General features: G+C 73.1%; 17 protein-coding genes. 8 read left to right on the top strand and 9 right to left on the bottom strand.

Translation table 11 applies throughout. The features are described from left to right. Window positions 1-90 precede the first annotated feature (90 nt). The 4 genes from CRYAR_RS20650 (at window position 91) to CRYAR_RS20635 (ending at window position 6,214) form a co-directional block, all read left to right on the top strand. Window positions 91-1,248 (top strand): cytochrome P450, encoded by a 1,158-nt coding sequence (locus tag CRYAR_RS20650; protein WP_035853260.1) that lies wholly within the window; start codon window positions 91-93, stop codon window positions 1,246-1,248. 66 nt (window positions 1,249-1,314) lie between these two features. Continuing rightward, window positions 1,315-2,445, top strand: coding sequence for a phosphotransferase family protein (locus CRYAR_RS20645; RefSeq protein WP_051570724.1), 1,131 nt, complete (start codon window positions 1,315-1,317; stop codon window positions 2,443-2,445). 209 nt (window positions 2,446-2,654) lie between these two features. Continuing rightward, on the top strand, window positions 2,655-3,845 hold the full coding sequence (locus tag CRYAR_RS51340) for an aggregation-promoting factor C-terminal-like domain-containing protein (protein WP_211247557.1): 1,191 nt from the start codon (window positions 2,655-2,657) through the stop codon (window positions 3,843-3,845). A 59-nt stretch (window positions 3,846-3,904) separates the two neighbouring features. Next, a complete protein-coding gene (locus tag CRYAR_RS20635) occupies window positions 3,905-6,214 on the top strand; it encodes a putative bifunctional diguanylate cyclase/phosphodiesterase (RefSeq protein WP_035853253.1) in 2,310 nt (769 codons plus the stop codon). On the opposite strand, the gene CRYAR_RS20630 is transcribed toward CRYAR_RS20635, so the two are convergent. Together CRYAR_RS20630 and CRYAR_RS20625 are read right to left on the bottom strand one after the other, a co-directional pair. Further along, on the bottom strand, window positions 6,123-7,226 hold the full coding sequence (locus CRYAR_RS20630) for a calcium:cation antiporter (protein ID WP_035853248.1): 1,104 nt from the start codon (window positions 7,224-7,226) through the stop codon (window positions 6,123-6,125). The two genes, CRYAR_RS20635 and CRYAR_RS20630, sit on opposite strands and share 92 nt — an antisense overlap. 36 nt (window positions 7,227-7,262) lie before the next feature. Continuing rightward, window positions 7,263-8,471, bottom strand: coding sequence for a sugar efflux transporter (locus CRYAR_RS20625; protein ID WP_051570723.1), 1,209 nt, complete (start codon window positions 8,469-8,471; stop codon window positions 7,263-7,265). A 157-nt stretch (window positions 8,472-8,628) separates the two neighbouring features. Here CRYAR_RS20625 and CRYAR_RS20620 point away from each other — a divergent pair, with 157 nt between their 5' ends. Both CRYAR_RS20620 and CRYAR_RS49020 read left to right on the top strand, forming a co-directional pair. Further along, window positions 8,629-10,014 carry a GH1 family beta-glucosidase gene (locus tag CRYAR_RS20620; RefSeq protein WP_211247556.1) on the top strand — a complete coding sequence of 462 codons (1,386 nt, stop codon included), beginning with the start codon at window positions 8,629-8,631 and terminating at the stop codon, window positions 10,012-10,014. Between the two features lie 82 nt (window positions 10,015-10,096). Continuing rightward, entirely contained in the window at window positions 10,097-13,696 is a 3,600-nt protein-coding gene (locus tag CRYAR_RS49020; RefSeq protein ID WP_063725738.1) for a TIR domain-containing protein, read from the top strand. Between the two features lie 528 nt (window positions 13,697-14,224). On the opposite strand, the gene CRYAR_RS20605 is transcribed toward CRYAR_RS49020, so the two are convergent. The 3 genes from CRYAR_RS20605 to CRYAR_RS20595 all read right to left on the bottom strand — a co-directional run bounded on the left by CRYAR_RS20605 (window position 14,225) and on the right by CRYAR_RS20595 (window position 15,960). Beyond that, complete coding sequence (locus CRYAR_RS20605) at window positions 14,225-14,419, bottom strand: hypothetical protein (RefSeq protein ID WP_035853232.1); 195 nt, start codon at window positions 14,417-14,419, stop codon at window positions 14,225-14,227. Window positions 14,420-14,461: 42 nt separating this feature from the next. Then, the gene (locus CRYAR_RS20600; protein ID WP_157017927.1) at window positions 14,462-15,589 is read right to left on the bottom strand and encodes a hypothetical protein; all 1,128 of its coding nucleotides are present in this window, start codon (window positions 15,587-15,589) and stop codon (window positions 14,462-14,464) included. A 152-nt stretch (window positions 15,590-15,741) separates the two neighbouring features. After that, on the bottom strand, window positions 15,742-15,960 hold the full coding sequence (locus CRYAR_RS20595) for a hypothetical protein (RefSeq protein WP_035853226.1): 219 nt from the start codon (window positions 15,958-15,960) through the stop codon (window positions 15,742-15,744). 200 nt (window positions 15,961-16,160) lie between these two features. Between CRYAR_RS20595 and CRYAR_RS20590 the strand changes: the two genes are divergently transcribed. Next, window positions 16,161-16,949, top strand: coding sequence for an MBL fold metallo-hydrolase (locus CRYAR_RS20590; protein WP_035853219.1), 789 nt, complete (start codon window positions 16,161-16,163; stop codon window positions 16,947-16,949). Between the two features lie 69 nt (window positions 16,950-17,018). Here CRYAR_RS20590 and CRYAR_RS20585 read toward each other — a convergent pair whose 3' ends face one another. The 4 genes from CRYAR_RS20585 to CRYAR_RS20570 form a co-directional block, all read right to left on the bottom strand. Beyond that, the gene (locus tag CRYAR_RS20585; RefSeq protein WP_035853207.1) at window positions 17,019-17,813 is read right to left on the bottom strand and encodes an alpha/beta hydrolase; all 795 of its coding nucleotides are present in this window, start codon (window positions 17,811-17,813) and stop codon (window positions 17,019-17,021) included. Between the two features lie 120 nt (window positions 17,814-17,933). Next, the gene (locus CRYAR_RS20580) at window positions 17,934-18,887 is read right to left on the bottom strand and encodes a helix-turn-helix domain-containing protein (protein WP_051570722.1); all 954 of its coding nucleotides are present in this window, start codon (window positions 18,885-18,887) and stop codon (window positions 17,934-17,936) included. 77 nt (window positions 18,888-18,964) lie between these two features. Next, on the bottom strand, window positions 18,965-21,646 hold the full coding sequence (locus tag CRYAR_RS20575; protein WP_035865508.1) for a helix-turn-helix transcriptional regulator: 2,682 nt from the start codon (window positions 21,644-21,646) through the stop codon (window positions 18,965-18,967). 47 nt (window positions 21,647-21,693) lie between these two features. Beyond that, window positions 21,694-22,347 (bottom strand): GntR family transcriptional regulator, encoded by a 654-nt coding sequence (locus CRYAR_RS20570; RefSeq protein ID WP_051570720.1) that lies wholly within the window; start codon window positions 22,345-22,347, stop codon window positions 21,694-21,696. A gap of 79 nt (window positions 22,348-22,426) precedes the next feature. On the opposite strand from CRYAR_RS20570, the gene CRYAR_RS49690 reads away from it, so the two are divergent. Beyond that, entirely contained in the window at window positions 22,427-23,167 is a 741-nt protein-coding gene (locus CRYAR_RS49690; protein WP_063725737.1) for an FAD binding domain-containing protein, read from the top strand. Window positions 23,168-23,174: the final 7 nt, after the last annotated feature.

Below are 23,174 nucleotides of genomic sequence, written 5' to 3'. Positions count from 1 at the left end.
CACGCACTCCGAGGACGTTATCCGGCATTCTGCTCGTGACCAGCGTGAAGAGATCGGGTTCACGTCTTTGACCAAGCGCTAGCATGGTGCATGGAACTGACGAGCGGCGACTTCTGGGGCGACGACCCGCACTCCGCGCTCACCTGGCTCCGCGCCCACGACCCGGTCCACTGGGACGAGGCCGGCGGCGTCTGGGGGCTCACCCGCTACGCCGACGTCAAAGAGGCGTCCCTGCATCCGGAGCTGTTCTCCAACGCCGGCGGCATCCGCCCGGAGACCCCGGCCACCCCGATGATGATCGACCAGGACGACCCCGCCCACCTGCTGCGACGGCGGCTGATCAGCAAGGGCTTCACCCCGCGACGCATCGCCGACCTGCGCCCGCGCATCGCGGAGGTGAGCCACGCGCTGATCGACCGGGTCGCCGGCCGGGGCGGGTGCGACTTCGTCCGGGACATCGCGGCCTGGCTTCCGCTCATCGTGATCGGCGACCTGCTCGGCGCCCGCCCCGAGCATTACGACGACCTGCTGCGCTGGTCCGACGACATGATGGCGGTGCAGGGCCAGCGCGCCGACCCGGTACGCACCGCCCGGATGGCCATCGCGCTGGCCGAGTACCGCGAGTACTTCACCGCGGTGCTGGCCGACCGGCGCGCGAACGAGACCGACGACCTGATCGGCGTCCTGGTACGCGCCGAGGTCGACGGCGCCCGGCTCGACGACGAGACGCTGTACTTCGACTCGCTGCTGCTGCTCATCGGCGGTGACGAGACGACCCGGCACGTGCTGAGCGGCGGCCTCTACCAGCTGCTGGCCGACCGCACGCGCTGGGAGCGGCTGCGTGCCGACCGGAGCCTCCTGCCGGGGGCGATCGAGGAGTCGCTGCGGTGGGTCAGCCCGATCCGCAACATGGCCCGGACCGTCACCCGTGATCTGACCCTGCACGGCCGCGCACTGAAATCCGGGCAGAAGGTTCTCCTTCTCTATCCTTCGGCGAACCGTGACGAAGAGGTTTTCCCCGACCCATTTCAATTCGACGTCCGGCGCAGCCCGAACCCCCACCTGGCCTTCGGAATCGGAACGCACTTCTGTCTGGGTAGTTCGCTGGCCCGGCTGGAACTCGAGGTGCTGTTCACCGCGCTCCTCGACCGGCTCCCCGAATTGCGCCTCGCCGCGCCGGACGAGCCCGCCCTCCGCCCCGCGATCTTCGTCAGCGGATACGAGCGATTACCACTCCGGTTTGACTGATCAGTCGAGATTGGAGAGTCTATTCCGCACCCCTCGACAATCACGCGGAGGCCGGCGTTGTCGTCAGTGTCCCCGGCCCTGTCCGGCGCGGTGACGATCGCCCGCGAAATGGTGCGGTGCGGCGTCAGCCGGGCGGTCACGGGGCGATTACCGGACCGGGCCGAGCGGGTGACGGCTCCCTGGCTCGCCTCGGTGCTCGGGCGGGAGGTGCGCAGCGTCTCGCTGCTCAGCCAGGACTCCGGCACCGCGGCCAGGGCCCGGATCGCGCTGGACGCCGAACCCGGCCGGGTCTTCGTCAAGCTGACACCGCGCGACGTGCGGCAACAGCTGCTGATGAACGTCGTCGGGCTCGGGCACCGGGAAGTGCTGTTCTACCGGGCGGTGGCCGCGGACGTCCCGATCCGGGTGCCGCGCTGTTACGCCGCGTTCGACGACCCGGCGCTCGGGCGGATCGCGCTGGTCCTGGAGGACCTGACCGGCAAGGCGACGTTCCGCGACGTCCGGGACGACGTCAGCGTGGCCGAGGCCGGCGCGGTCGTGGACGCGTTCGCCGACCTGCACGCGGCCCTCTGGGAGTCACCCCGGCTGACCGGCCCGCTTGCCGCGCTCGGCCCGCTGCGCCGCTCGCCGGTGGTCGGCGTGTTCGGGCGGGCGCTGGTCCGGCGGGCACTGGCCCGGCCGGCGGCCCCGGTCGCGGACCTGGTTCCGGCCGCGCTCGCCCGGCGCAGCCGCGTCGTCACGGAGAACCTCGAGGCCATCGACGACTTCTGGGCCGCCCAGCCCCGGACGCTGACGCACGGCGACCCGCACCTGGGCAACCTGTTCTTCGAAGGGGCTTCGCCGGGCTTCCTCGACTGGCAGGTCGCGACGATCTGCCCGGGCATCCGGGACGTGGCGTACTTCCTCGTGACGTCGCTGACGCCCGCGAACGCGCGGGAGCACGAGCGCCGGCTGGTCGACCGGTACGGGGAGCGTCTCGCCGCGGCCGGGATCACGTCCGATCCCGACACACTGTGGACCTCGTACCGCGCGATCGCCGCCGAGGCCTACATCGCCGCGCTGGCCACCGCAGGCGCCGGTGAACGCATGCAGCCCCGGGCCGTCGCCCGCTCCGGTGTGGCCCGCGCGTCCGCCGCCGTCCAGGCGCTCGACACCTTCGACGCGATCGCCGATCTGGTCGGCCTGCGCCGCGGCTGACCCGTGCCCACCTGCGGACGGGGCGATGGGGGGATGCGGTCGGACCGTGACCGACGGTGGTCCGGAACCGGGGCATCTCATCAGCCATCCGGGTGAAGGCGGAGCCTTCGGGTCCCGGCGCCGAGGGGGTGCGGTACCGTCGCGCAGTGCTCGATGGGCAAGGAACGACTGCCGGGACGGAAGAGCGGGAGAGTGATCTCGTTCCTAAAGTGCCTACTGCTGCGACTCCTGTCAGCTGGTGGGGCGGGGAATCGTCGGCCGATGCCGATTCCCGGGCTCCGGTAGCCACGGCCGCCCGCGCGCTTCCGGCGCCCCGGCCGGCTCCCGACGCCGACGGCACGGTCCCCCTCCGGCACGTCCCGGCGACGCCCGGCGCCCGGGGCCCGGCACCGGTGGACGACCGGACCGCGGAGTTATCCGCCGCGCAGGACGTCGCGCCGGTGCCCCAGGCCTACCGGCCCCCCGCGCAGCGCGGTCCGTCCGAGGCGCCGACGATCCCGGACTCCGCGTCCGCCGGCTGGAACACCCGCGCCGCCGCGGACGCCTGGAACCCCACCCGCGCAGCCGAGGCCCCGCCGGCCGCCGGCTGGTCGAGCGGCCCCGCCGCTCCCGCCGCTCCGGCCGACGCCCCCGGGCCGGACAGTCAGGCCCCGGTCCGGTACGACGCCGACGCGCCGATCCCCGAGGCGCCGCCCTCCTACCCCGGCCAGCACCGCGCCCCGCGTCCCAAGTACTTCGCTCTCCGGATCGCCGCGGTCCTCGTGCTCGTCCTCGGCGCCGCCGTCGGCGTCGCGTTCACGGTCATCGGCGACTCCGACCCCGACACCGTCCAGGTCGCCGACGACCTCCCCCCGGACAACCAGGCGCTCGCCCCCACCGCCGGCCCGGACGCCGCGCCCTCCCCCACCCAGCCGGACCCGGCCGAACAGCAGCAGGCGATCGACAACGCGCAGAACCGGGCCGAGGAGAAGGCCGCCGACGCCCAGGCCGACGCGGCCGCGCTCGCCGACGACGCCGAAGAGGCCCGCGAGAAGCGCGCCAAGGAGACCGGGACGACCGGCGCTCCGGTCCCCACCGCCCCGGTGGACTGCGAGACCCTCAGCGGCAACAAGAACACCGGCTGCGCCCTGCTCTCCGAGTTCGGCTTCCCCACCAGCGAGATGACCTGTCTCGAACAGCTCTGGACCAAAGAGAGCGGCTGGAACGAGAAAGCGGAGAACACCGGTTCGGGGGCGTACGGCATCCCCCAGGCGCTGCCCGGCGACAAAATGGCCTCGGTCGCCGACGATTGGCGCACCAACCCGGCCACCCAGATCCGCTGGGGCCTGGGCTACATCAAGGGCAAGTACGACACCCCCTGCGGCGCCTGGAACTACTTCCAGAACAACGGCCACTACTGAGTGATTCAACCGCGCCCCGCGTCGACCGATAGGAGTACCAGGCCGACGGAGGGGGTGGCATGGAGGGGTCCCGGCGCTGGACGCTGCGTGCCCGCCGCTCGGTCGTCGTCCTCACCGGTCTCGTCGTCGTCGGCCAGGTCGTCGGTTTCACGGTCGAGCCGGCGCGCAGCCCCGTCTTCGGCTTGTCGCTGGTCGGCCTGGACGCGCTGGGGCTGATCTACAGCGTCCGCGCGGCCCGCCGGTCGGCCTCCCGGCGCATCTGGGGCACCACCGCCGCCGGTCGGGGCCTGTCCGTGCTGGCCACCGTCTCGTTCACCGTCGCCGCGCTGACCGGCAACTCCGGCTGGCCGTGGTTCTTCGCGATCGTCAGCGGCCTGGCGATGTTCACCGCGCTCTCGGCGGCCTGCCTCGCGGTCACCACTGAGCGCTACGACCCCCGCCAGCGCCGGGCGTTCCTCGCCGAGGCCGTCACGGTGCTGAGCAGCGCGTTCGTCGTCGCCTGGTACTTCATCCTGCACCCGGCGATCGACCGGAGCACGGCGTTGGAACTGTTGTACGACATCGGGTACCCGCTCGGGAACCTGCTGCTGCTGGCCGCGGTGTGCGCGGTGCTGCTGCGCGGTGCGGTCGCCCATCTCACCCGCCCGGTCGCGCTGCTGCTCGGCGGCATGCTGCTCTACGCCGTCGGCGACATCGCGTTCTCGGCGATGCGCGTCCACGGCGAGCAGGGCAGCCCCAACACCCCGGCGGGCGTGGCGCTGGTCTTCGCGTCGCTGCTGATGACGGTCGGCGCGATGGAGGAGTGCGCGCTGCCGCCCACCGACCGCGACGCCCGGCTGACCCGGATGCCGGCCTGGTCGATGGCCCTGCCGTACGTGGCGGTGGCGGTGGGCAACGTGATGATGCTGGTCGCGGTGGTGCACGCCGACAACCGGGACCTGTGGGGCGGGCTGCTGCTGGGTCAGGCCCTGATGACGACGGCACTCGCGGTGCGTCAGCTGATCAGCCTGCGGGAGAGCAGCGAACGCAACGTCGTGGACCCACTCACCGGCCTGGCCAACCTGACCGGTCTGAAGGCCGCCGCGCGCCGCGCCCAGCAGCGCCGCGAACCGGTCGCGCTGCTGCTGCTCGACCTGGACGGCTTCAAGCAGATCAACGACCGGTACGGCCACGAGGTCGGCAACTCCGTACTCGTCGAGTTCGCCCGCACGCTGCGTGGTGCGATCCGCGGCCACGACACCGCGGCCCGGGTCGGGGGCGACGAGTTCGTCATCCTGCAGACCGGCGCCACCACCGAGGCCCAGGCCGTCGTCGTGGCCGAGCGGGTGCTGGCCGCGCTCGCGGACACCACGGTACGTGTCGGCGACGAGACGATCCCGATCCGCACCAGCATCGGCCTGGCGCTCGGGTCGGCCACCGACTCGCCGCAGGAGTTGCAGCACAAGGCCGACCTGGCCATGTACGAGTCGAAGCGCGCCGGGACGCACGGCTGGAAGGCCTACGACGAGTCGATGACCGACAGGCGCAACCGCGACGCGCTGCTGGCCGCCGAGCTCGAGCGGGCCGGTGACCAGCTCTCGGTGCTCTACCAGCCGCTCGTCGACCTCTCCGGCGGCGGTGCGGTCGCGGTCGAGACCCTGCTGCGCTGGCAGCACCCCACGCTCGGCGCGATCTCGCCGGCGGAGTTCGTGCCGATCGCCGAGCGCAGCGGTGCGATCGACGACATCGGCCGGCGTGTCCTGGACCTGGCCTGTCGCCAGGTCCGCGCCTGGATCGAGGCGGGCGCCGACCCGGACTTCTACGCCAGCGTCAACGTCTCGCCCCGCCAGCTCGAGGACCCCGCGTTCCTGGACGACGTGCTGACCGTCCTGGAGCGCAGCGGCCTGGCCCCACGCAACCTCGTCCTGGAGATCACCGAGACCGCGATCGTCGACCAACGCACCGCGATCCCGGTGCTCACCGCGCTGCGCGAGCGGGGCATCCGGATCGCGATCGACGACTTCGGCACCGGGTACTCCGCACTGCACTACCTGACCCGGCTGCCCGTCGACGTCCTCAAGATCGACGGGAGCTTCATCGCGCAGCTCAACGGCACCCGGCAGGGCGCGGCGGTCACCGAGGCCATCATCCGGCTCGGGCGGATCCTCGAGCTCACCACCGTCGGCGAGGGCATCGAGACCGCCGCGCAGGCCGCGGAGCTGCAGGCCCTGGGGTGCGCGATCGGGCAGGGTTACCTGTTCGCGCGCCCCGCGACCGCCGCCGACCTGGACCCGATGATCACGGGGCGATCGCCAGGAACAGGAACGCGGCCAGCAGAACCAGATGGACGCCACCCTGCAGCCGCGTCGCCCGCCCGGGCACCACGGTGAGCACGCTGACCATGACGGTGAGCGCGAGCAGCACCATCTGAGTCGACCCCAAGCCCAGCGACAGCGGTCCGTCGAGCCAGATCGACGCGATCGCGATCGCCGGGATCGTCAGGCCGATGCTGGCCATCGCCGAGCCGAGCGCCAGGTTGAGGCTGATCTGAATGCGGTTGCGCAGCGCCGCCCGGGTCGCCGCCAGCGTCTCGGGCAGCAGTACCAGCAGCGCGATGACCACTCCGACGAACGACTGCGGCAGGCCGGCGCCCTTGACACCGGCCTCGATCGCCGGGGACTCCAGCTTGGCCAGGCCGACGACGCCGACGAGAGCGACCACCAGCAGGGCCAGGCTGATCGCGGCGGCCCGGGCGGACGGCGGCGCCGCGTGCTCCTCGTGCGCGTCGACGACCTCGCCGTCCAGCGTCACCGGCAGGAAGAAGTCGCGGTGCCGGACGGTCTGGGTGAGCACGAACATCCCCCACAGCACCAGCGACGCCACCGCGGCGAAGGCCAGCTGCGCCGGGGAGAACTCCGGGCCCGGTCGGCTGGTGGTGAACGTCGGCAGCACCAGGCTCAGCGCGGCCAGCGTCGCGACGGTCGCCAGCGCACCGCCGGTGCCCTCGGCGTTGAACGCGAGGATGCCGTGTTTGCGCGCCCCGACCAGCAGGCCGAGGCCGACGATGCCGTTGAGCGTGATCATCACCGCGGCGAAGACCGTGTCACGGGCGAGCACCGACGCCTCGGACCCGCCCGACGCCATCAGCGTGACGATCAGGCCGACCTCGATCACGGTCACCGCGACCGCCAGGATCAGCGAACCGAACGGCTCACCCACCCGGTGCGCGACCACCTCGGCGTGGTGGACGGCGGCCAGCACCGCGCCGGCGAGCAGCAGGGCGACGATCGTCACCGCGACCGGCCCGAGTTCTCGGCCCCAGGCCAGCGCGAGCGCGACGAGCGCGGCCACGGGTATCACCGCGGTCCAGTACGACAAGCGTTGTCTCAGGGAGGAAGCCACCGTATAACCCTGACAGACTCGTGACAGGATGGCCCGTCAGCGCGTCCGGCGCGTGACCAACAACGCTAGACCGGCCAGGCTCAGTACCGCCGCGGCCACGAACCCGAACCGGTAGCCGACCTGCTGGGCTATCCCCAGCAGCGGCGCCGCGAGCGTGGAGCCGATCGGGAACGCGTTGCTGAAGAGCGTCGACGCGCGCCCCGGTCTACTGGGGAGCAGGTCCTGGAAGTACGTGATGCCGATGCCCTGGATCAGCGCGATGCCCGACGCGTTGAGCAACTGGGCGAGCGCGACCTGCCCGGTTCCGGCGGAGAGCGCCACGGTGCCGAGGTACAGCGCGGACACCAGCGGCCCGATCAGGAACAGCCGCCGCACACCGGCGCGCGCGGCGAGCGCCCCGAACGCGAGGATCAGCGGGATCTCGAGGAACGCGCAGAGCCCGAGGATGAAACCGGTGTCCCGGACGTCGCCGTTCAGGTCGGCGTTCACGAACAACGGCAGGAGCTGGACGCTGAGCGTGGCCGCGGTCTGGATCAGGACGAGCGCGACGACGTTGAGCCGCAGGGACCCTTCGGAGACGTCGACCGGACCGGCGGCGGGGATCGGTGGGGCCTCGGCCGGGGTCTCCGGGTGCTCGGAGGCGGCCGGCGCTCCACCGCGGGGTTCGGGAAGGCCGAAGTGGGTGAGCAGGGCGACGGCCGCGAAGATCGCCGCCGCGACGCTGAAGATCAGCGTGTAGCCCCCGACCTCGATCAGGATCGCGGCGACGAGCGGCCCGGCGACCCAGCTCGCCGACATCAGCGTCCGCAGCACGCTCACGCTGAACGTGCCCCGGTCACCGCCGCCGACCACCACCCGGGCGTACGCGAAGAGCTGCGGCAGCGCCGCGGTCGACACCGCGATCGCCGTCGCGGTGACGAAGAGCAGCACCCAGTAGTTCCGGACGAACGCGCTCAGCCCGCTGCCGACGACCCCCGCGAGCGCCGCCGCGACGATCAGCCGGCTGCGGTACGGCCCGGTATCCGACCAGCGGCCGATCCAGCTGGCCGCGACCACCCCGCTCACCGGCGCGACGATCAGGAACACGGTCACGAGCAGCGGCCCGGCGTGCACGGCGTCGGTGAGGAACAGGGCCCGGAACGGGAACATCATCGCCATCGACAGGCCGACGGAGAGGAACACGAGCGAGAGCGGCACCCAGAGCCGCGCACCCTCGCGGGCCGGGGCTTCGGCGACCGCCGTCATCGGGGCAGGCGCCGGACTATATCCGTATTTGGGGGGTCTGGAGTGACGAACGTGGCAAACACGTACCCCATCATGCCCGCTGCCCCGCCCACTCGCGCAACTGGATATGGGAGGCTGTGAGAGCGCTATCATTCCCCAGGGAGAGCGAGGACCAAAGATGCAGTTCCCCGCTGAATTCGTGTTCGGCTCCGCGACCGCGTCGTACCAGATCGAAGGGGCCGCTCAGGAGGACGGCCGCGGCCCGTCGATCTGGGACACCTTCAGTCACACGCCCGGCAAAGTCCTCAACGGTGACACCGGTGACGTGGCCGACGACCATTATCACCGGCTCGACGCCGACCTCGACCTCATGGTGGAGCTCGGCCTCGAGGCGTACCGGTTCTCGATCGCCTGGCCCCGGATCATCCCGGCCGGCCGCGGCGCGGTGAACCAGGCCGGCCTGGACTTCTACTCCCGCCTGGTCGACGGGCTGCTGGCACGCAACATCCGCCCGGTGGCCACGCTCTACCACTGGGACCTCCCGCAGGCGCTGGAGGACGAGGGCGGCTGGACGGTCCGGAGCACGGCCGAGGCGTTCGCCGCGTACGCCCGGGTGGTCGGCGAGGCGCTCGGCGACCGCGTCCACACCTGGACGACGCTGAACGAGCCCTGGTGCTCGGCCTACCTCGGCTACAGCTCCGGCGTCCACGCTCCCGGCCGCACCGAGCCGCTGGCCGCGCTGACCGCGGTGCACCACCTGAACCTCGCGCACGGGCTCGCGCTGCGCGAGCTCCGTCAGGTCGTCCGGCCCGACGCCGAATTCTCGGTGACGCTCAACCTGCACGTGTTCCGCCCGGTCGGCGCGACCGGCGAGGAGGCCCGGCGCCGCGTCGACGCCCTGGCCAACGGCGTCTTCCTCGGCCCGATGCTCGAGGGTGCCTACCCCGCCGACGCGCTCGAGGTGACCAGCGGCATCACCGACTGGTCGTTCGTACGGGACGGTGACCTGGAGATCATCCGCCAGCCGATCGACGTCCTCGGCGTGAACTTCTACAGCACCAACCGCGTGCAGTTGTGGGACGGCAGCGGCGAGCGCCAGCGCGCCGACGGTCACGGCGCGTCGTCGGCCACCGCCTGGCCCGGCGCCGACGACGTGGAGTTCCTCGCCACCGACCCGCCGCACACCGACATGGGCTGGAACATCGACCCTCAGGGCCTCGAGGACCTCCTGGTCGAGCTGGGCGACCGCTACCCCGACCAGCCGCTGATGGTCACCGAGAACGGCGCCGCGTTCCCCGACGTGGTGACCGACGACGGCCACGTCCACGACGCCGACCGCACCGACTACGTGCGCCGCCACCTGCGCGCGGTGGCGAACGTGCGCGCGAAGGGCGTCGACGTGCGCGGCTACTTCCTGTGGTCGCTGCTGGACAACTTCGAGTGGTCCTACGGCTACTCGAAGCGCTTCGGCATCGTCCGGGTCGACTACGACACCCTGGAGCGCACCCCGAAGGACAGCGCCCGCTGGTACGCCTCCCTGATCCGCTCCCGCTCCCTCGACTGACCCGTCACCCCGGCCGGCGCCCCGCCGGCCGGGGTCGGGCGTCGCCTACCACCACGCGTCGCGGGCTGGCACGCTGTTCGGCGTGGGTGAGCAGACGACCACCGAGCGTCGGGACTTCTTCCTGTCGTACACCCGGGCCGACACCGAGACCGCGCAGTGGATCGCCTGGGAACTCGAGAACGCCGGTTACACCGTGCTGTTCCAGGCCTGGGACATGGTGCCCGGCTCGAACTGGCTGCGGCTGGTCCACCAGGCCTCCCGGCACGCCGAGCGGACGATCGCGGTGCTCTCCGCCGCGTACCTGAGAGACTCCGAGTTCGGCGAGGCGGAGTGGCTGGCCGCCTACCAGCGGGATCCACGGGGGCTGGCCGGGCGGGTCATCCCGATCCGGATCGAGGAATGCGTCGTCGACGGGCTGCTGGCCGGGGTCGTCCACGCCGACCTCTTCGACCTTCCCGACCGCGACGCCTTCCGGGCCCGGCTGCTCTCCGCCGTCGAGGCCGCACGATCCGGGCGCGCGAAACCACTCACCGAACCGCCGTTCCCGCCCGGGATCGTGCGCGGCGGCGCACCGGGTCCTCCGCCGCCGGAGAGCCCGATGCCCGGAACACGGTCCGGGTACCTCATGCAGATCCGCCAGATCTCACCGCGCGCGCTCCTCGACCGTCAGAAGGAACTGGACGCCCTGGCGGCGTTCTGTCGCGACCCGGCCGCGGGCTCCTACGTCTGGTGGAGAGCGGCCGCGTGGACCGGGAAGTCCGCGTTGATGTCCTGGTTCGTGCTGCACCCGCCGCCCGGAACGCGCGTCGCGTCGTTCTTCGTCACCGCGCGCTACGCGGGCAACAGCGACCGGAACGCGTTCCTCGGCGTCCTGATCGAGCAGCTCAGCGAGGTGCTCGGCGAGTCGGTGCCGCCGTTCCAGAGCGAGAGCGGCCAGGAACGTCTCTGGTTCAGGTTGCTCGACGCCACCGCGGAGCACTGTGCCCGGCGCGGTGAGCGGCTGATCGTTCTCGTCGACGGACTGGACGAGGACACCAGCACACCGACGAGCCGGGCCACCCGCAGCATCGCCGCGTTGCTCCCGGCCAACCCCCCGCCGGGCCTGCGTGTCGTCGTCGCCGGTCGCCCGGACCCGCCCATCCCGGCCGACGTGCCGCCGAACCACCCGCTCCGCGACCCCGACATCGTCCGGATCCTGCGACGCTCCCCCCACGCCTCCGCGATCCGCGCCGACATGCAGGCCGACCTGGATCGCCTCCGGAACGGAAGCCTGCTCGAACGTGATCTGCTCGGCCTGGTCACCGCCGCCCGCGGTGGCCTCTCCGGACACGACCTGGCCGAGTTGTGCGCCGACCACGAGACCACCGAATGGGACATCGAACGTCTCCTGTCAACGGTGGCCGGCCGCAGCTTCACCGCACGAGCCGCCCGGTGGCGCCCGGACGACGGCCGCGCCGTGTACCTCCTCGGCCACGAGGAGATCCAGCTCGACGCGGAGCGCTCGTACGGGCCGAGACGACTGGCGGACCTCCACCGACGGCTCCACACCTGGGCCGACTCCTACCGCGCCCGGAACTGGCCGCCCGACACCCCGGAGTACCTGCTCCGGGGCTACTACCAGCTGCTGCTCCTCGACGACGACGGACCGCGCCTGGTCCGGTACGCGACCGACCTGCGGCGTCACCACCGGATGCTCGACGTGACCGGCGGCGACACCGCCGCCCTGGCGGAGGTCACCGAAGCCCAGAACTCCGTGCGTGGATCACGCGTCCTCGATCTGGCGCGGCTGGCGGTGTACCGGACCGCCCTGATCGACCGCAACAGCTACCTGCCCCGCCGCATCCCGGCCGTCTGGGCCGTACTGGGCCACCCGAACCGGGCCGAGCAGATCGCCCGTGCCGTGCTTGATCCGTATACCCGCTGGAGAGTGCTCGCTGAAGCCGCGACCGGTGTGTGGAACGTCGGTGATCGCGCGGCGGCAGTGCGCCTACTCGACGAGGCGGAGCAGGCCGCACGTCGATTCTTGAGCGCCGACGTCCTGGCGAGCGCCTTGGTCACGATCGCCGGGCACGTGACCGGGACGGGCGATGAATCCCGTGCGGTGCTGCTCGCGAACGAGGCGGAAGGACTCGTCGGTCGCATCAGTGGTCACGAGTACCGCGCTGAAGCGACGGCCCACCTCGCGGTCAGTACCGCCGAATCCGGTGACCGCGACCGGGCGATGCGGCTGATCACCACCGCCGAGGCGCTTCTCGATGACGTCACGACGCCGAACCACCGGGCCGAACCCCTGTGCGACCTCGTTCGTGCCGCCGCGGAGGCGGGTGACCCCGACCGAGCCGGCAGCCTCGCGGACCGGGCCGAACGCACGATCCGGTGCGTCGGCAACCTCGACGAACGCGTCGACGGGCTCGCTCGTCTCGCGCACGCCGCCGCGGTCGCCGGTGACGAGTCGCGCGTGACGCGGCTCGCGCGGGAAGCCGCGGAGAACGCACCGGCGATCGCGAACTCGGAGCGGCCCGAGCGGACGATGTACCACGTCGCCAGCGCCCTCGCCCGTATCGGCGAGCATCGCCGCGCCGAAGCGACCGCAGCCGCGATCCCGGCACCGGGCTGGCAGGGAGACGCGCAGTACGAGATCTCCCGTGCTCTCCTCCGGGCCGGCGACCAGGTCGGAGCGGAGCGGGTCGCCCGAGGGATCGGGTCGGTCTCCGGCAGAGCGCACGCACTGGCCGACATCGCGAGCGCGGCCGCGAGCGCCGGCGAATCGGAGCGGGCCGAGCTGCTCGTCACGCACGCGGAGGAGACGGCGCGCTCGGAGGTGGATCCCTACACCCGGGCCACCGGTCTGGCGAATCTGGTCAGCGCGTTGAGCGAAGCCGGAGAGGAGACGCGGGCCATCCGAGCGGCCCGCGAGGCGGAGCGGGCAGCCCGCGACATCACGGATCCGGAAATGCGAATCTGGCCGTTGGCGACACTGCTCGCTCACGGCCACTCGTCCCTGCAGGTGCAGCTGGAGGCGCTGACCGAACAGACGCTCAACTCGACCAACGGCGCCTACTCGCGCGCCGGCCAGACGGTCTACATCGTCACCCAGCTCACCGAAGCCGGGCAGCACTCCCGCGCCGAAGCCATCGCCAGGCACATCGCCGATCCCACCTTCGAGGCCCGGGCCCTGGCCGCTATTTCCCGGCAGCTGGCCGACTCGGGTCAGCCGGACCGCGCGCGGCTTCTCGCCGGCGAGGCCGAGTCCGTCGTTCTCACCACCACCGAGGAACTCCACGGAGCGCTGGCATTAGCTGACCTGGTCCTGACCGCCGCACGCGTGGGAGATTCCCACCACGCGGCGCAGCTGGCCGGTGTGGCCGAAGCCACGGCGCACACGATCGCCCATTCCCGCTCGAGATCGCTGGCGCTCGGATCGCTCGGCTGCGCACTCGGCGACGCCGGCGAGCTCGACCGGGCCGAACGCATCGTGTCGTCCGTCCCGAACCTGGACGTCCAATGGTGGTACCTGTCCCGTCTCGGTGCCTCCGTCGCGCGGGCCGGTGCTCACGAGCGCGCCGAGGACATGGCCGCCCGGATCCTGAATCCCGATCATCGCGGCTGGATCCTCGCGGAACTGGCGGGCGCGCTCGCCGAGGCGGGGGATCACGCGCGGGCGGAAGCGCCGGTCCGCTGACGTTCCCGTTGAACTGTTCCGATGCCTCCAGCGCGATCTGTAAACGCTTGCGCGGGCTCAGCCGGCCGCGCGCGGTCGCGTACAGCGCCCCCAGCGCGACCTCCTCCCCGGCTCCGACCGCGTCGTACCCGTGGGCGGACTCGCCGATCTGGTAGTCCGAGTCGACGTTGAACAGCCGCCCCGCGACGCCGACGAGGAACACGCCCCCGCATTCGCGTTCGTTGTCCTTCGTCGCCCAGCCGCCGGTCTTCAGGCATTCACGCAGCCCGTCGACGAACGTCGTCGACATGAAGCGGTCGAGGTCGGTGGCCGGGGGCTCGGGAGGGGTCCACGCCCAGCGGATGAGCTGGCCCATCCGGAAGCTGGTCGTGAAGCCGAACGCGTAGGAGCCGGTCACGAACACCTTGGCGTCGGCGCGCGTGTGCACGACGTATCCGGAAACCCCGGCCGAGTCACCACCGATGTGAACGGTTCCGCCGCTGGCGATGCCGACGATCGCAGTCATGCGCGCGATCCTAGGGGTATCTCTCAGGGATGCCACCCGCGCGAATCCGCCGCACCGACCGCCTGCGTCTGGAGCCGGTCGGCACCGCCCACGCCGACGCTCTGCACGCGCTCCACCGGGACCCCGCCGTGGCCGAGTGGTTCGGCGAGTGGACCCGCGAGCAGATCGATCACGAGGTGGCGCGCACGGCCACCGGCCGGCGCGTCGACGGTGCGCACAAGTGGATGGGTGACCGGCGAACTCGTCGGTCGGGGCGGCGGCTAGTTCGGTGCGACCGCGAACGTCGTGACGTCCTCGGCGACTACCGTCGGGGCGCCGTCGCCGGTCAGCCGGAGCGTGCCGCCCGGGGACTGCTGGATGCGGCTCGGGCCGACGGTCATCGTGCCCACGAGCTCCAGGGCGCGTCCGGCGCCGAGGTGCGCGCCGTCCCGGGCCCGGCGTCCGGCGGCTTTCCAGGTCGAGCCGGCGCGTTCGTAGACGGTGGCCGTCGTCGCGCGGGTGGGCGTGTCGGGTTGTTCGGCCGCGCCCGCGACGCACGGCACCGGGCCGGGGACGTAGGCGGCGAACACCTGGTCGCCGTCGCCGAACCAGAGCCCGGCGACGAACATCGCCGCGGTCGAGGACGGCGGAGCCAGCGTGGTCGCGCGGCCCGAGCCGAGGTCGGTCACGACGACGGACTCGGTGGCGCCGCACGCCGGCACGGCACCGTCGACGGTGTAGGCGAGGCGCGCGCCGTCCGCGCTGACCGTGGCGTTGAGCGGCAGCCCGGTCGGCCCGGCCGGCTGGACCGGCACCGCCGTCGGGCCGGCGCCGACGCGGTAGACCTCCTTCGGCGCGGCCGTCGACGCCCCGGTCGCGACGTAGATCGCGTCGCCGGCCGGGGACCCGGTCAGCAGGTTCCGGTAGCTCAGGCCCAGCAGGTCGCTCGCTCCCGGCAGCCCGTCGGGCACGAAGGGCTCCGGCTCACCGCCCGACGCCGGATAGCTCTCCAGCCCGCCGAGCGAGCCTTCGCCGACCAGGTCGGAGCCGAGGAACTCGACCCCGCCGCAGAGCAGGGCGCAGTCCCAGTGCCGGACCGGGCTCCCCGAGGCCGCCGCCCGGTAGATCCGCGACCGCGAGACGTCCTCGCCGTCGGCGGCGATCCAGGCCAGCTCGGTGCCGTCCCCGGACCAGGTCAGGGCCTCGGCCCGCCAGCCCGCCGGCAGCGCCGCCACCCGTTTCGCGGTCCCGTCGGCGGCGCGGACCAGCACCGCCGACCCGTCGGCGTACGCGAGCCGCGGCGCCGGCGCCGGTGCCGGTGCGGACGCCGGTTTCTCGCTCCCGCATCCGGCGCCCACGAGGAGGACAGCGGCCGCCAGCATCGCCGACGTGGTTCGAAGCCCGGCCATCCGCCCACCCCTCGCCCGGGTCCGTCGCTCCGGACGGCTGTGTCGAGTGTGGAATCGCCGGGCGCTGCGGTCCATGCCGCACCGGTGCGGCATGGACGCGGCCCGGGCGCCCTGCCACACTGCGTGCCGTGCCGGACGCGGCTCCGGAGCCGTCAGCCCGCGGCGGCCGCTCCGCCCTCGTCGACCAGCTCGAGGTCGGCCCAGGGCAGCCCTAACGCGGCGGCTTCGCGCTGGGCGGCGGCCAGGTCGGTGCCGTCGTACACCACGTAGCCCCGGTCCTTGACCTTGACCCGCTGCTCGGTCCGGCCGTCGGCCGTGTCGGCGTGCAGGTAGACCTCGACGGTCAACCCGCCCGCGCGCATCGTCACCATCGTCGGCTCCCGGAATAGCCCGGATCCGAGTGTGTCCGCTGATCGCAGCGGTCGGGTCGAACCGCACGGGTGTAATTCGGTGGGGTACGTCTCGCCCGCCCGGCGGAACTACGCGGTTCACGTGGTTCTCGGGGCGGCGCTCGACCAGCATGATCACGGAGCTCGCGTAGTGCCCGCACCGATCAGACGAGGACCACACGGTGAGAGACGTACGAGTGACGCACATCGGCGGCCCCACGGCGCTGATCGAGGCCGCCGGCTGGCGGATCCTCACCGATCCCACCTTCGACCCGCCCGGTCGCCGTTATTCGTTCGGGTGGGGAACGAGTTCGCGGAAGCAGACCGGTCCCGCGCTGGACCCGGACGACCTCGGCACCGTCGACGCCGTTCTGCTCACCCACGACCACCACGCCGACAACCTCGACGACCGCGGGCGCGCCGTCCTGGCGAACGTGCCGACGATCCTCACCACCCGGGCCGGAGCGCGGAGGCTCGGGGCCACGGCGCGCGGGCTACGGCCCTGGGACCGGACCGACCTGGCCGCGCCCGGCCGCGCGACGATCACCGTCACCGCGACGCCGTGCCGGCACGGTCCGCCGCTCAGCCGGCCGGTCGCGGGGCCGGTGATCGGGTTCGCGCTGGCCTGGGAGGGCCAGGAGCACGGCGTCCTCTGGGTCACCGGCGACACCGTGCTCTTCGAGGGCGTGAAGCAGGTGCCGCGCCGGCTGACCGTCGACACGATGCTGTTGCACCTCGGTGCGGTCCGCTTCCCGCTCACCGCGTCGCTGCACTACAGCATGACCGCGACCGAGGCCGTCGCGTTGTGCGCGCTGGCTCGGCCGCGCACGGTCATCCCGGTGCACTACGAAGGCTGGTCCCACTTCACGCAGGGTCGCCGCGCGGTGGAGCAGGCCTTCGCGACCGCGCCGGACGGGCTCGCCGACCGGCTGCGGTGGCTACCGCTGGGCGCCGCGGAGCCGACCGGCTGAGCGCGGTCGCGACGTCAGGCCGGTCGCGCGGCGCCCACCGCGGCCGGTGCGGTGGGCGCCACCCGGAACTCACCGGCGGTGCTTCAGCGCCCAGTCGAGTGCGTGGTCGGCGACGGCTTCCCAGCCCGGCTCGGCGCACGTCCAGTGCGAACGGCCCTCGAACTCGTGGTACTCGGTCAGCGCCGACGACTTCTCGTAGTGCTTCGCGTTCGACTTGTTCACCGACGGCGGCATGATGTGGTCGGATCCGCCGCCGATGAACAGCAGCGGGGCGCGGTCGTCGTTGCTGTAGTCGACCCAGGTCTCCTGGTGGCCCGGCTTGAGGTTCGCGAGCAGGCCGTAGGCCCAGATCCAGTTGCCCGGCGCCGGGATCGCGTAGCGCTCGAACGCCCGGTCGGACTCCTCGCGCGGCAGCGTGTTGGCGAACGCGTAGTGGAACTGTTCCGGGGTGAAGCCCACCGCGCGGTGGTAGGTGGCCGGGTTGCTCAGCGTCGGGAACAGCGAGCGCACCTGGGAGAGCGGAGTGACGTGCACACCCTCGGTGGGGGCCGAGTCGATCACCACGGCCGCGCTGCCCAGGCCGCGCGCCAGCAGGAGCTGCGTCAGCGTTCCGCCGAACGAGTGTCCGATCAGGATCGGCGGCTCGTCGAGGGCCGCGATGACCCCGGCCAGGTGATCGACGGTCTCGGGCACGGTGAGGTTCGCGATGACGTCGGTGTTCTCACGCAGCGCCTCCACCTCGACCTCGAAGCCGGGGTAGGCCGGGGTGAGGACGCGGTGGCCCTTGGCCTCGAGATAGGGCACCCACGCCTCCCAGCTGCGCGGGGTCATCCAGAGGCCGTGGATCAGAACGATCGTGCTCATACGTCGTACTCCTTGGGGAAGCCGAGCCGGTGCCCGGGCGCAACAGCAGGAAAATCGCATGACCGGAGGTCGGCGACGTCGGTGTGGGCGCACGGAACGGTGCCCACACCGCACCGGTCGTCAGGAGTTGAGGGCCCTCCACTCCCGCGCGGTCAGGCCGTACTCGGCGCGGAAGCGCTGGGCGAAGTGCGTGCGGTTGACGAAGCCCCACCGGTACGCGACCGCCGCGATCGTGCGGTGGCGTGCCGCCGGGTCGGCCAGCTCGTCGCGGACCCGCTCCAGGCGACGCCTGATGATCCACTGTTCGAGCCGGATCCCGGCGGCCGCGCACACCTTGTACAGCTGCCGCTCGGACACGTGGTGCGCGGCCGCGATCGCCGCCGGCGTGAGGTCGGGGTCGGCGAGGTGGGTCTCCACGAAAAACCTCACCCGCTCCAGGAAGACGACGTCGAGCGCCGACCGGGCGTGCCGGCGGTCGTGCGCCGCCGAGGCCACCAGCGCGCGCACCAGCTCGATCGTGGCGACGCCGAGCCGGGCCGCCGCCGGATCGGCGGCCAGCGCCGTCTGGTTGCGGAACAGCTCGCGCAGGTGCCGGGACATCAACCGGTAGAGCGGGCTGCTCGCGAGGGCGCCCCGGGCGCGGTGGACGGCCTCGAGCGGCAACCCGAGCTGGTCGCCCGGCACGTGCAGCGTGTACGCCCAGGTGGTGGTGCGCCGCTGGTGCTCGAACGGGGCGCTCATCTCCAGCAGGTAGAGCGCGTTGCGGACCGAGGGCACCTCGGTGCCCGACTGGGTCTGGGAACCCTCGCCGCGCAGCGTCACGCCGAGCGCGATCACCGGCGCTCCGGAGGAGCCGCGGGCGTGCCGCCTCGTGCGGAACGCGCGGTGCGGCGAGGTGCGCGTGTTCAGCAACCGGAGCGGGCCGAGGGCGCACGATTCGAGGCGCAGCTCGGCCTCGTGGCCGGTCTCCGGCTGCTCCCAGACCGCGGCGTGGGCCGCCTCGCGCATGCGCGTCGCGATGGCCTCGGCGCGGTCGTGCCGCGCGAGCGACGCGGTGTCGTAGACCTCCAGCACTCCCCGCCCCCTCCACGTGTTTCGACCAGCGTCCGACGCCGGTGGCACCGCGCGAACCACGTGGGGCACGTAGTCCGTTACCCGAGGTACCCGCCGAGCCGGCGCCGGGACGTGATGCCGAGCCGCTGGTAGATCTTGCGCAGGTGGTAGTCGACCGTGTTGGGGCTGATGAACAGCGCCGCGCCGATCTCGGCGTTCGTCGCGCCCCCGGCGGCCAGCCGCGCGACCGCGAGCTCCCGCGCGGTGAGCCGGGCTCCGGACGGCGGGGCACCGGACGGGGTGGCCGGCAGCGCGCCACCGGACCGCGTGCCCAGCGCGGCCAGCTCCGCGCGGGCGCGCTCGGCGAACGCGGGTGCGGCGGCGTCCTCGAACATCTCCAGCGCGCGGCGCGCCTGTTCGCGGGCCTCGCGCCGCCGCCGGACCCGGCGCAACCACTCGCCGTAGACGAGATGGGCACGCGCGCGCTCGACCGGCGGCCCCGGCAGGTCCACCGCCTCCGCGTAGCAGGCCTCGTCGTCGGTCACCAGCGCGCGTGACCGCCGCGCGACGAGCGTCGCCCACGGTGCCCCGTTGGCCGCGGCGATCTCCTCCAGGGTCGCGGTGATCGCGGCGGCCTCGTCCGGGTGGCCGCTGCGCGCCGCCGCCTCGGCGAAGTCCCCGTAGTTCACCGGGGTGACGTGCAGGAACGGCGCGTCGACGAGCGGCTTCAGCCGGGTGTAGGCGTCGACGTAGCGGCGCTCGGCCAGGTCGCGGACGCCCAGCGCGGACACGCCCGCCGCGTGCACGCCGCCCCAGCCGACCGCGAGCGCGCCGTCGGCGATCGCCTCGACCTGGTCACGCGGGCCGCCCGACCAGGCCAGCAGCGCTCCGTTGACCACGTGCTCCGCGTCCCAGCCGAGGGCTCGGCGCAGCCGGCGCACCCGGGCCATGTGCTCCTCGGACTCGCGCGGCGTGCCGATGCTCAGCAGCGACAGCGACATCGTCCAGAGCACGGTGTCGAGGACCTGCAGGGAGCCCAGATCCCGGGCGGTCGCGACGACCCGGTCCACCACGCGGCGGATCGCGCCGTCGTCCCAGAGCGCGGTGTGCAGCGGCACCCCGACGAGGCCGTACTTGATCAGGTCCGCGCCGGTGAGCGAGTCGATCACCGCGGCCGCGGCACGGAGCTCCGGCACGGCCTCGCGGTAGGGGCGCAACAGCAGCGTGCCGAACGCGCGCAGGATCGTGCCGGCGACGCCGTCGGCCAGCGCGGCGCCGTCCAGCAGGCGCCGGCCGAGCGTCGGCAGCGGCACGTCGGTGTTGCGGCGCTCCACCGGCAGCAGGCGGTTGAACGCCATGATCAGCGCGTCCTGCTCGGCGGCGACGTCGTGCCCGGAGAAGCAGGCGGCCGCGGCCAGCATCTCGCCGGCGCCACGCACGATGGCCGGGTCCCCGGTGAAGAACGCGTGGGCGACCCGGACGCTGATCAGGCGGCCCCGGGTGACGTCGTCGACCGTGTCGGCGGTCAGCTCCTCGACCAGGCTCTCGGCGAGCCCGGCGGCGCCTGCGGCCAGGGCGGCCTCGGCCGCGGCGACCAGTCGGCGGTCGTGGACCGGGCCGGGCGGGGTGAGCCGGGCCGCCTCGGTCAGCACGTTCGCGCGGGAGCGGAACCCGCCGCGGCGCCCGGCCAGGTCGGCGACCTGTTCCAGCCGGTCGGCGACGTCGGGGTCGGTGCCGACGGTGGCCTTCGCGGCGTGCCAGGCGGCCTGCTCGACCAGGCCGAGCCCGGCGGCGCCGGCCGAGAGCGCCCGGTGCACGCGACGGCGTTCCGCCCCGGGCACTCCGTTGTAGACCGCCGAGCGCACCAGCGCGTGCCGGAACCGCAGCGAACGGCCCAGTTCGACGAGGCCGGCGAGGTCGGGTTCGTCGCCGGCGGTGTCGGGGAGGCCGAGGGCCGCGGCGGCCGCGCGGACCAGGTCGACGTTGCCGGTGGAGTCGGCCGCGGCGATCAGCAGCCACTCCTGCCGCGCGGGCGCCGCGGAGCGCACCTGGCGGAGGTAGAGCTGCTCGAGCCGGCCGCCGACCGGGATCGGCTCGTCGGCCACGGTGAGCTGCTTGACGCTCAGCTCGCCGGCCAGGTCGATCAGCGCGAGCGGGTTCCCGCCGGTGGCGGCGACGATCCGCGCGGCGGTCGCGGGGTCGATCCGCTCCCCCGACACCGAGCGCAGCAGCGTCGCGGCCGAACCGGGGTCCAGGCCGCGGAGGTGAATCGGCGGGACGCCGGCCAGCGGGAGCTCGTCCCGCGCGGCGAACACGAACGCGACCGGCTCGGCCTCCAGCCGCCGGGCGACGAAGCCCAGCGCCTCGAGCGACTCGGCGTCGAGCAGGTGCGCGTCGTCGACGAGGCCGAGCACCGGTTCCCGGGCCGCGGCCAGCAGCCCCAGGACGCCGAGCCCGACCAGGTAGCGGTCCGGGGCCGGCCCGTCCGCGAGCCCGGTGGCGACCTGTAACGCCTCCTGCTGACGCCCGGGCAGGCCGGGGATGTGGTCGCGGAGCGGAAGCACCAGGCGGTGGACGCCGGCGAACGGGATCGCCGACTCGGCCTCGTAGCCTTCCAGCCGGATCACCCGCGGCCCGGTCAGCGCGCTCAGCAGCGCGGTCTTGCCGATCCCCGGCTCGCCGACGACGAGCAGCGCCCCGCCGCGCCCGTCCCGCGCCGCGGCGACGAGCTCGTCGAGCCGCCCCAGCTCCTCGTCCCGGCCGTGTAACCGCTCTCGCACGGCCACATCCTGCCGGTTACCGGAGCCCGGGGGTAGAGGCGGACCGGTCACCCGGCCGGGGCGGGCACGACCTCCTCGCCGACGACCGGGAGCTCGGCGTAGGCCAGCTGGTGTTCGCGCGCGTGGCGGCACGCGTCCTCGACGTCACCGGCGCGCATCACGTCGAGGAGGTCCTGGTGCTCGGCCGCGACCGCGGTCAACGAGGGTTCCAGCGTCACCAGCGCGATCATCGTCCTGGCCTCGATCTGCAGCGACTCCCACGAGCGTCGCAGCAGCAGGTTGTCGCCGGCCTCCACGACGTGCCGGTGGAACGCGACGCTGGCCGCGCACACGCCGTCCCGGTCGTCGGCCGCCGCGTGGCGCGACATGTCGGCCACCGCCGCGGCGAGCACGGCGGTGGAGAACGACCCGCGCAGCATCGCCAGCCGCGTCGCGGCCTCCTCGAGCGCGGCGCGCACCACATAGGCCTCGCGGATCGTCTGCTCGGCGAACGGCACGACGGTGCGGCCGTGACGCGGGCGGCTCTGGATCAGCGCGAGCCCTTCCAGCTCGCGCAGGGCCTCGCGCACCGGGGCCTGGCTGGTGCCGAACTCGGCCGCGATCCGGGTCTCCACCAGGCGTTCGTCACCGGCGAGTTCGCCGGTGACGATGCGGTGGAGCAGCGCGTCACGGATCTGCTCGCTCAACGTCGGCTTGGTCACGCCTCGATCATGCCTTGACCGCCACCGCCCCTCGTTCCTAGGGTGTTATCGATATCGATAATTTTATCGGAGGTCGCACGTGTTCAGCGCAGTGCACGTCCCCCGAGATCCGGCCGCCGCCGCCCAGGCGTTACGCGAGGGCGGCACGGTGCTGGCCGGTGGTACCTACCTCATGCCCCGGTTCAACGAGCGTGCGTTCCCGCCGACGAGCGTCGTCAGCCTGCGCCGCGCCGGGCTCGACGGCGTCGAGGCCGACGGCGCCACGGTCCGGCTCGGCGCGGCGACCACGCTGGCCACCCTCGAAGCCGACGAGCGCCTCGCGTTCCTGCGGCCGTGCCTGCGCGCCATCGCCTCTCCCCCGGTGCGCGGCCTGGCCACCGTCGGCGGCAACCTGTTCGTCCCGCAGCCCTACGGCGACCTCGCGGTCGCGTTGCTCGCGCTCGGCGCCTCGATCGAGGTGCACGGCGGCGGGCGCACCCCGCTCGACGACGGCGTCCCCGCCGGCGACCTGGTCACCGCGGTGACGTTCGCGGTGCCGGACTCGTTCCGGTTCTACAAGGCCACCCGTCGCCGCCACAACTCGGCCGCGATCGTGAGTGTCGCGGTGAACGGCGACCGGATCGCGCTCGGCGGGGTGGCCCCGCGTCCGCTGCGCGCGCACGCCGCCGAAGCGGTGCTGCGCGCGGACCCCGGCGCGGTCGGGCCCGCCGCCGAGGCCATGCGCGAGCACCTGGCGCCGGCCGACGACGCGTACGCGTCGGCCTGGTACCGCCACCGCGTCTTCCCGGTCCATTTCCGACGAGCCCTGCTCGGCCGCTGAAGGAGCA

Source organism: Cryptosporangium arvum DSM 44712, from assembly GCF_000585375.1.
Lineage (GTDB): Bacteria > Actinomycetota > Actinomycetes > Mycobacteriales > Cryptosporangiaceae > Cryptosporangium > Cryptosporangium arvum.
The sequence above is the reverse complement of the archived record's forward strand: the minus strand, read 5'-3'. Positions and strand labels throughout refer to the sequence as shown.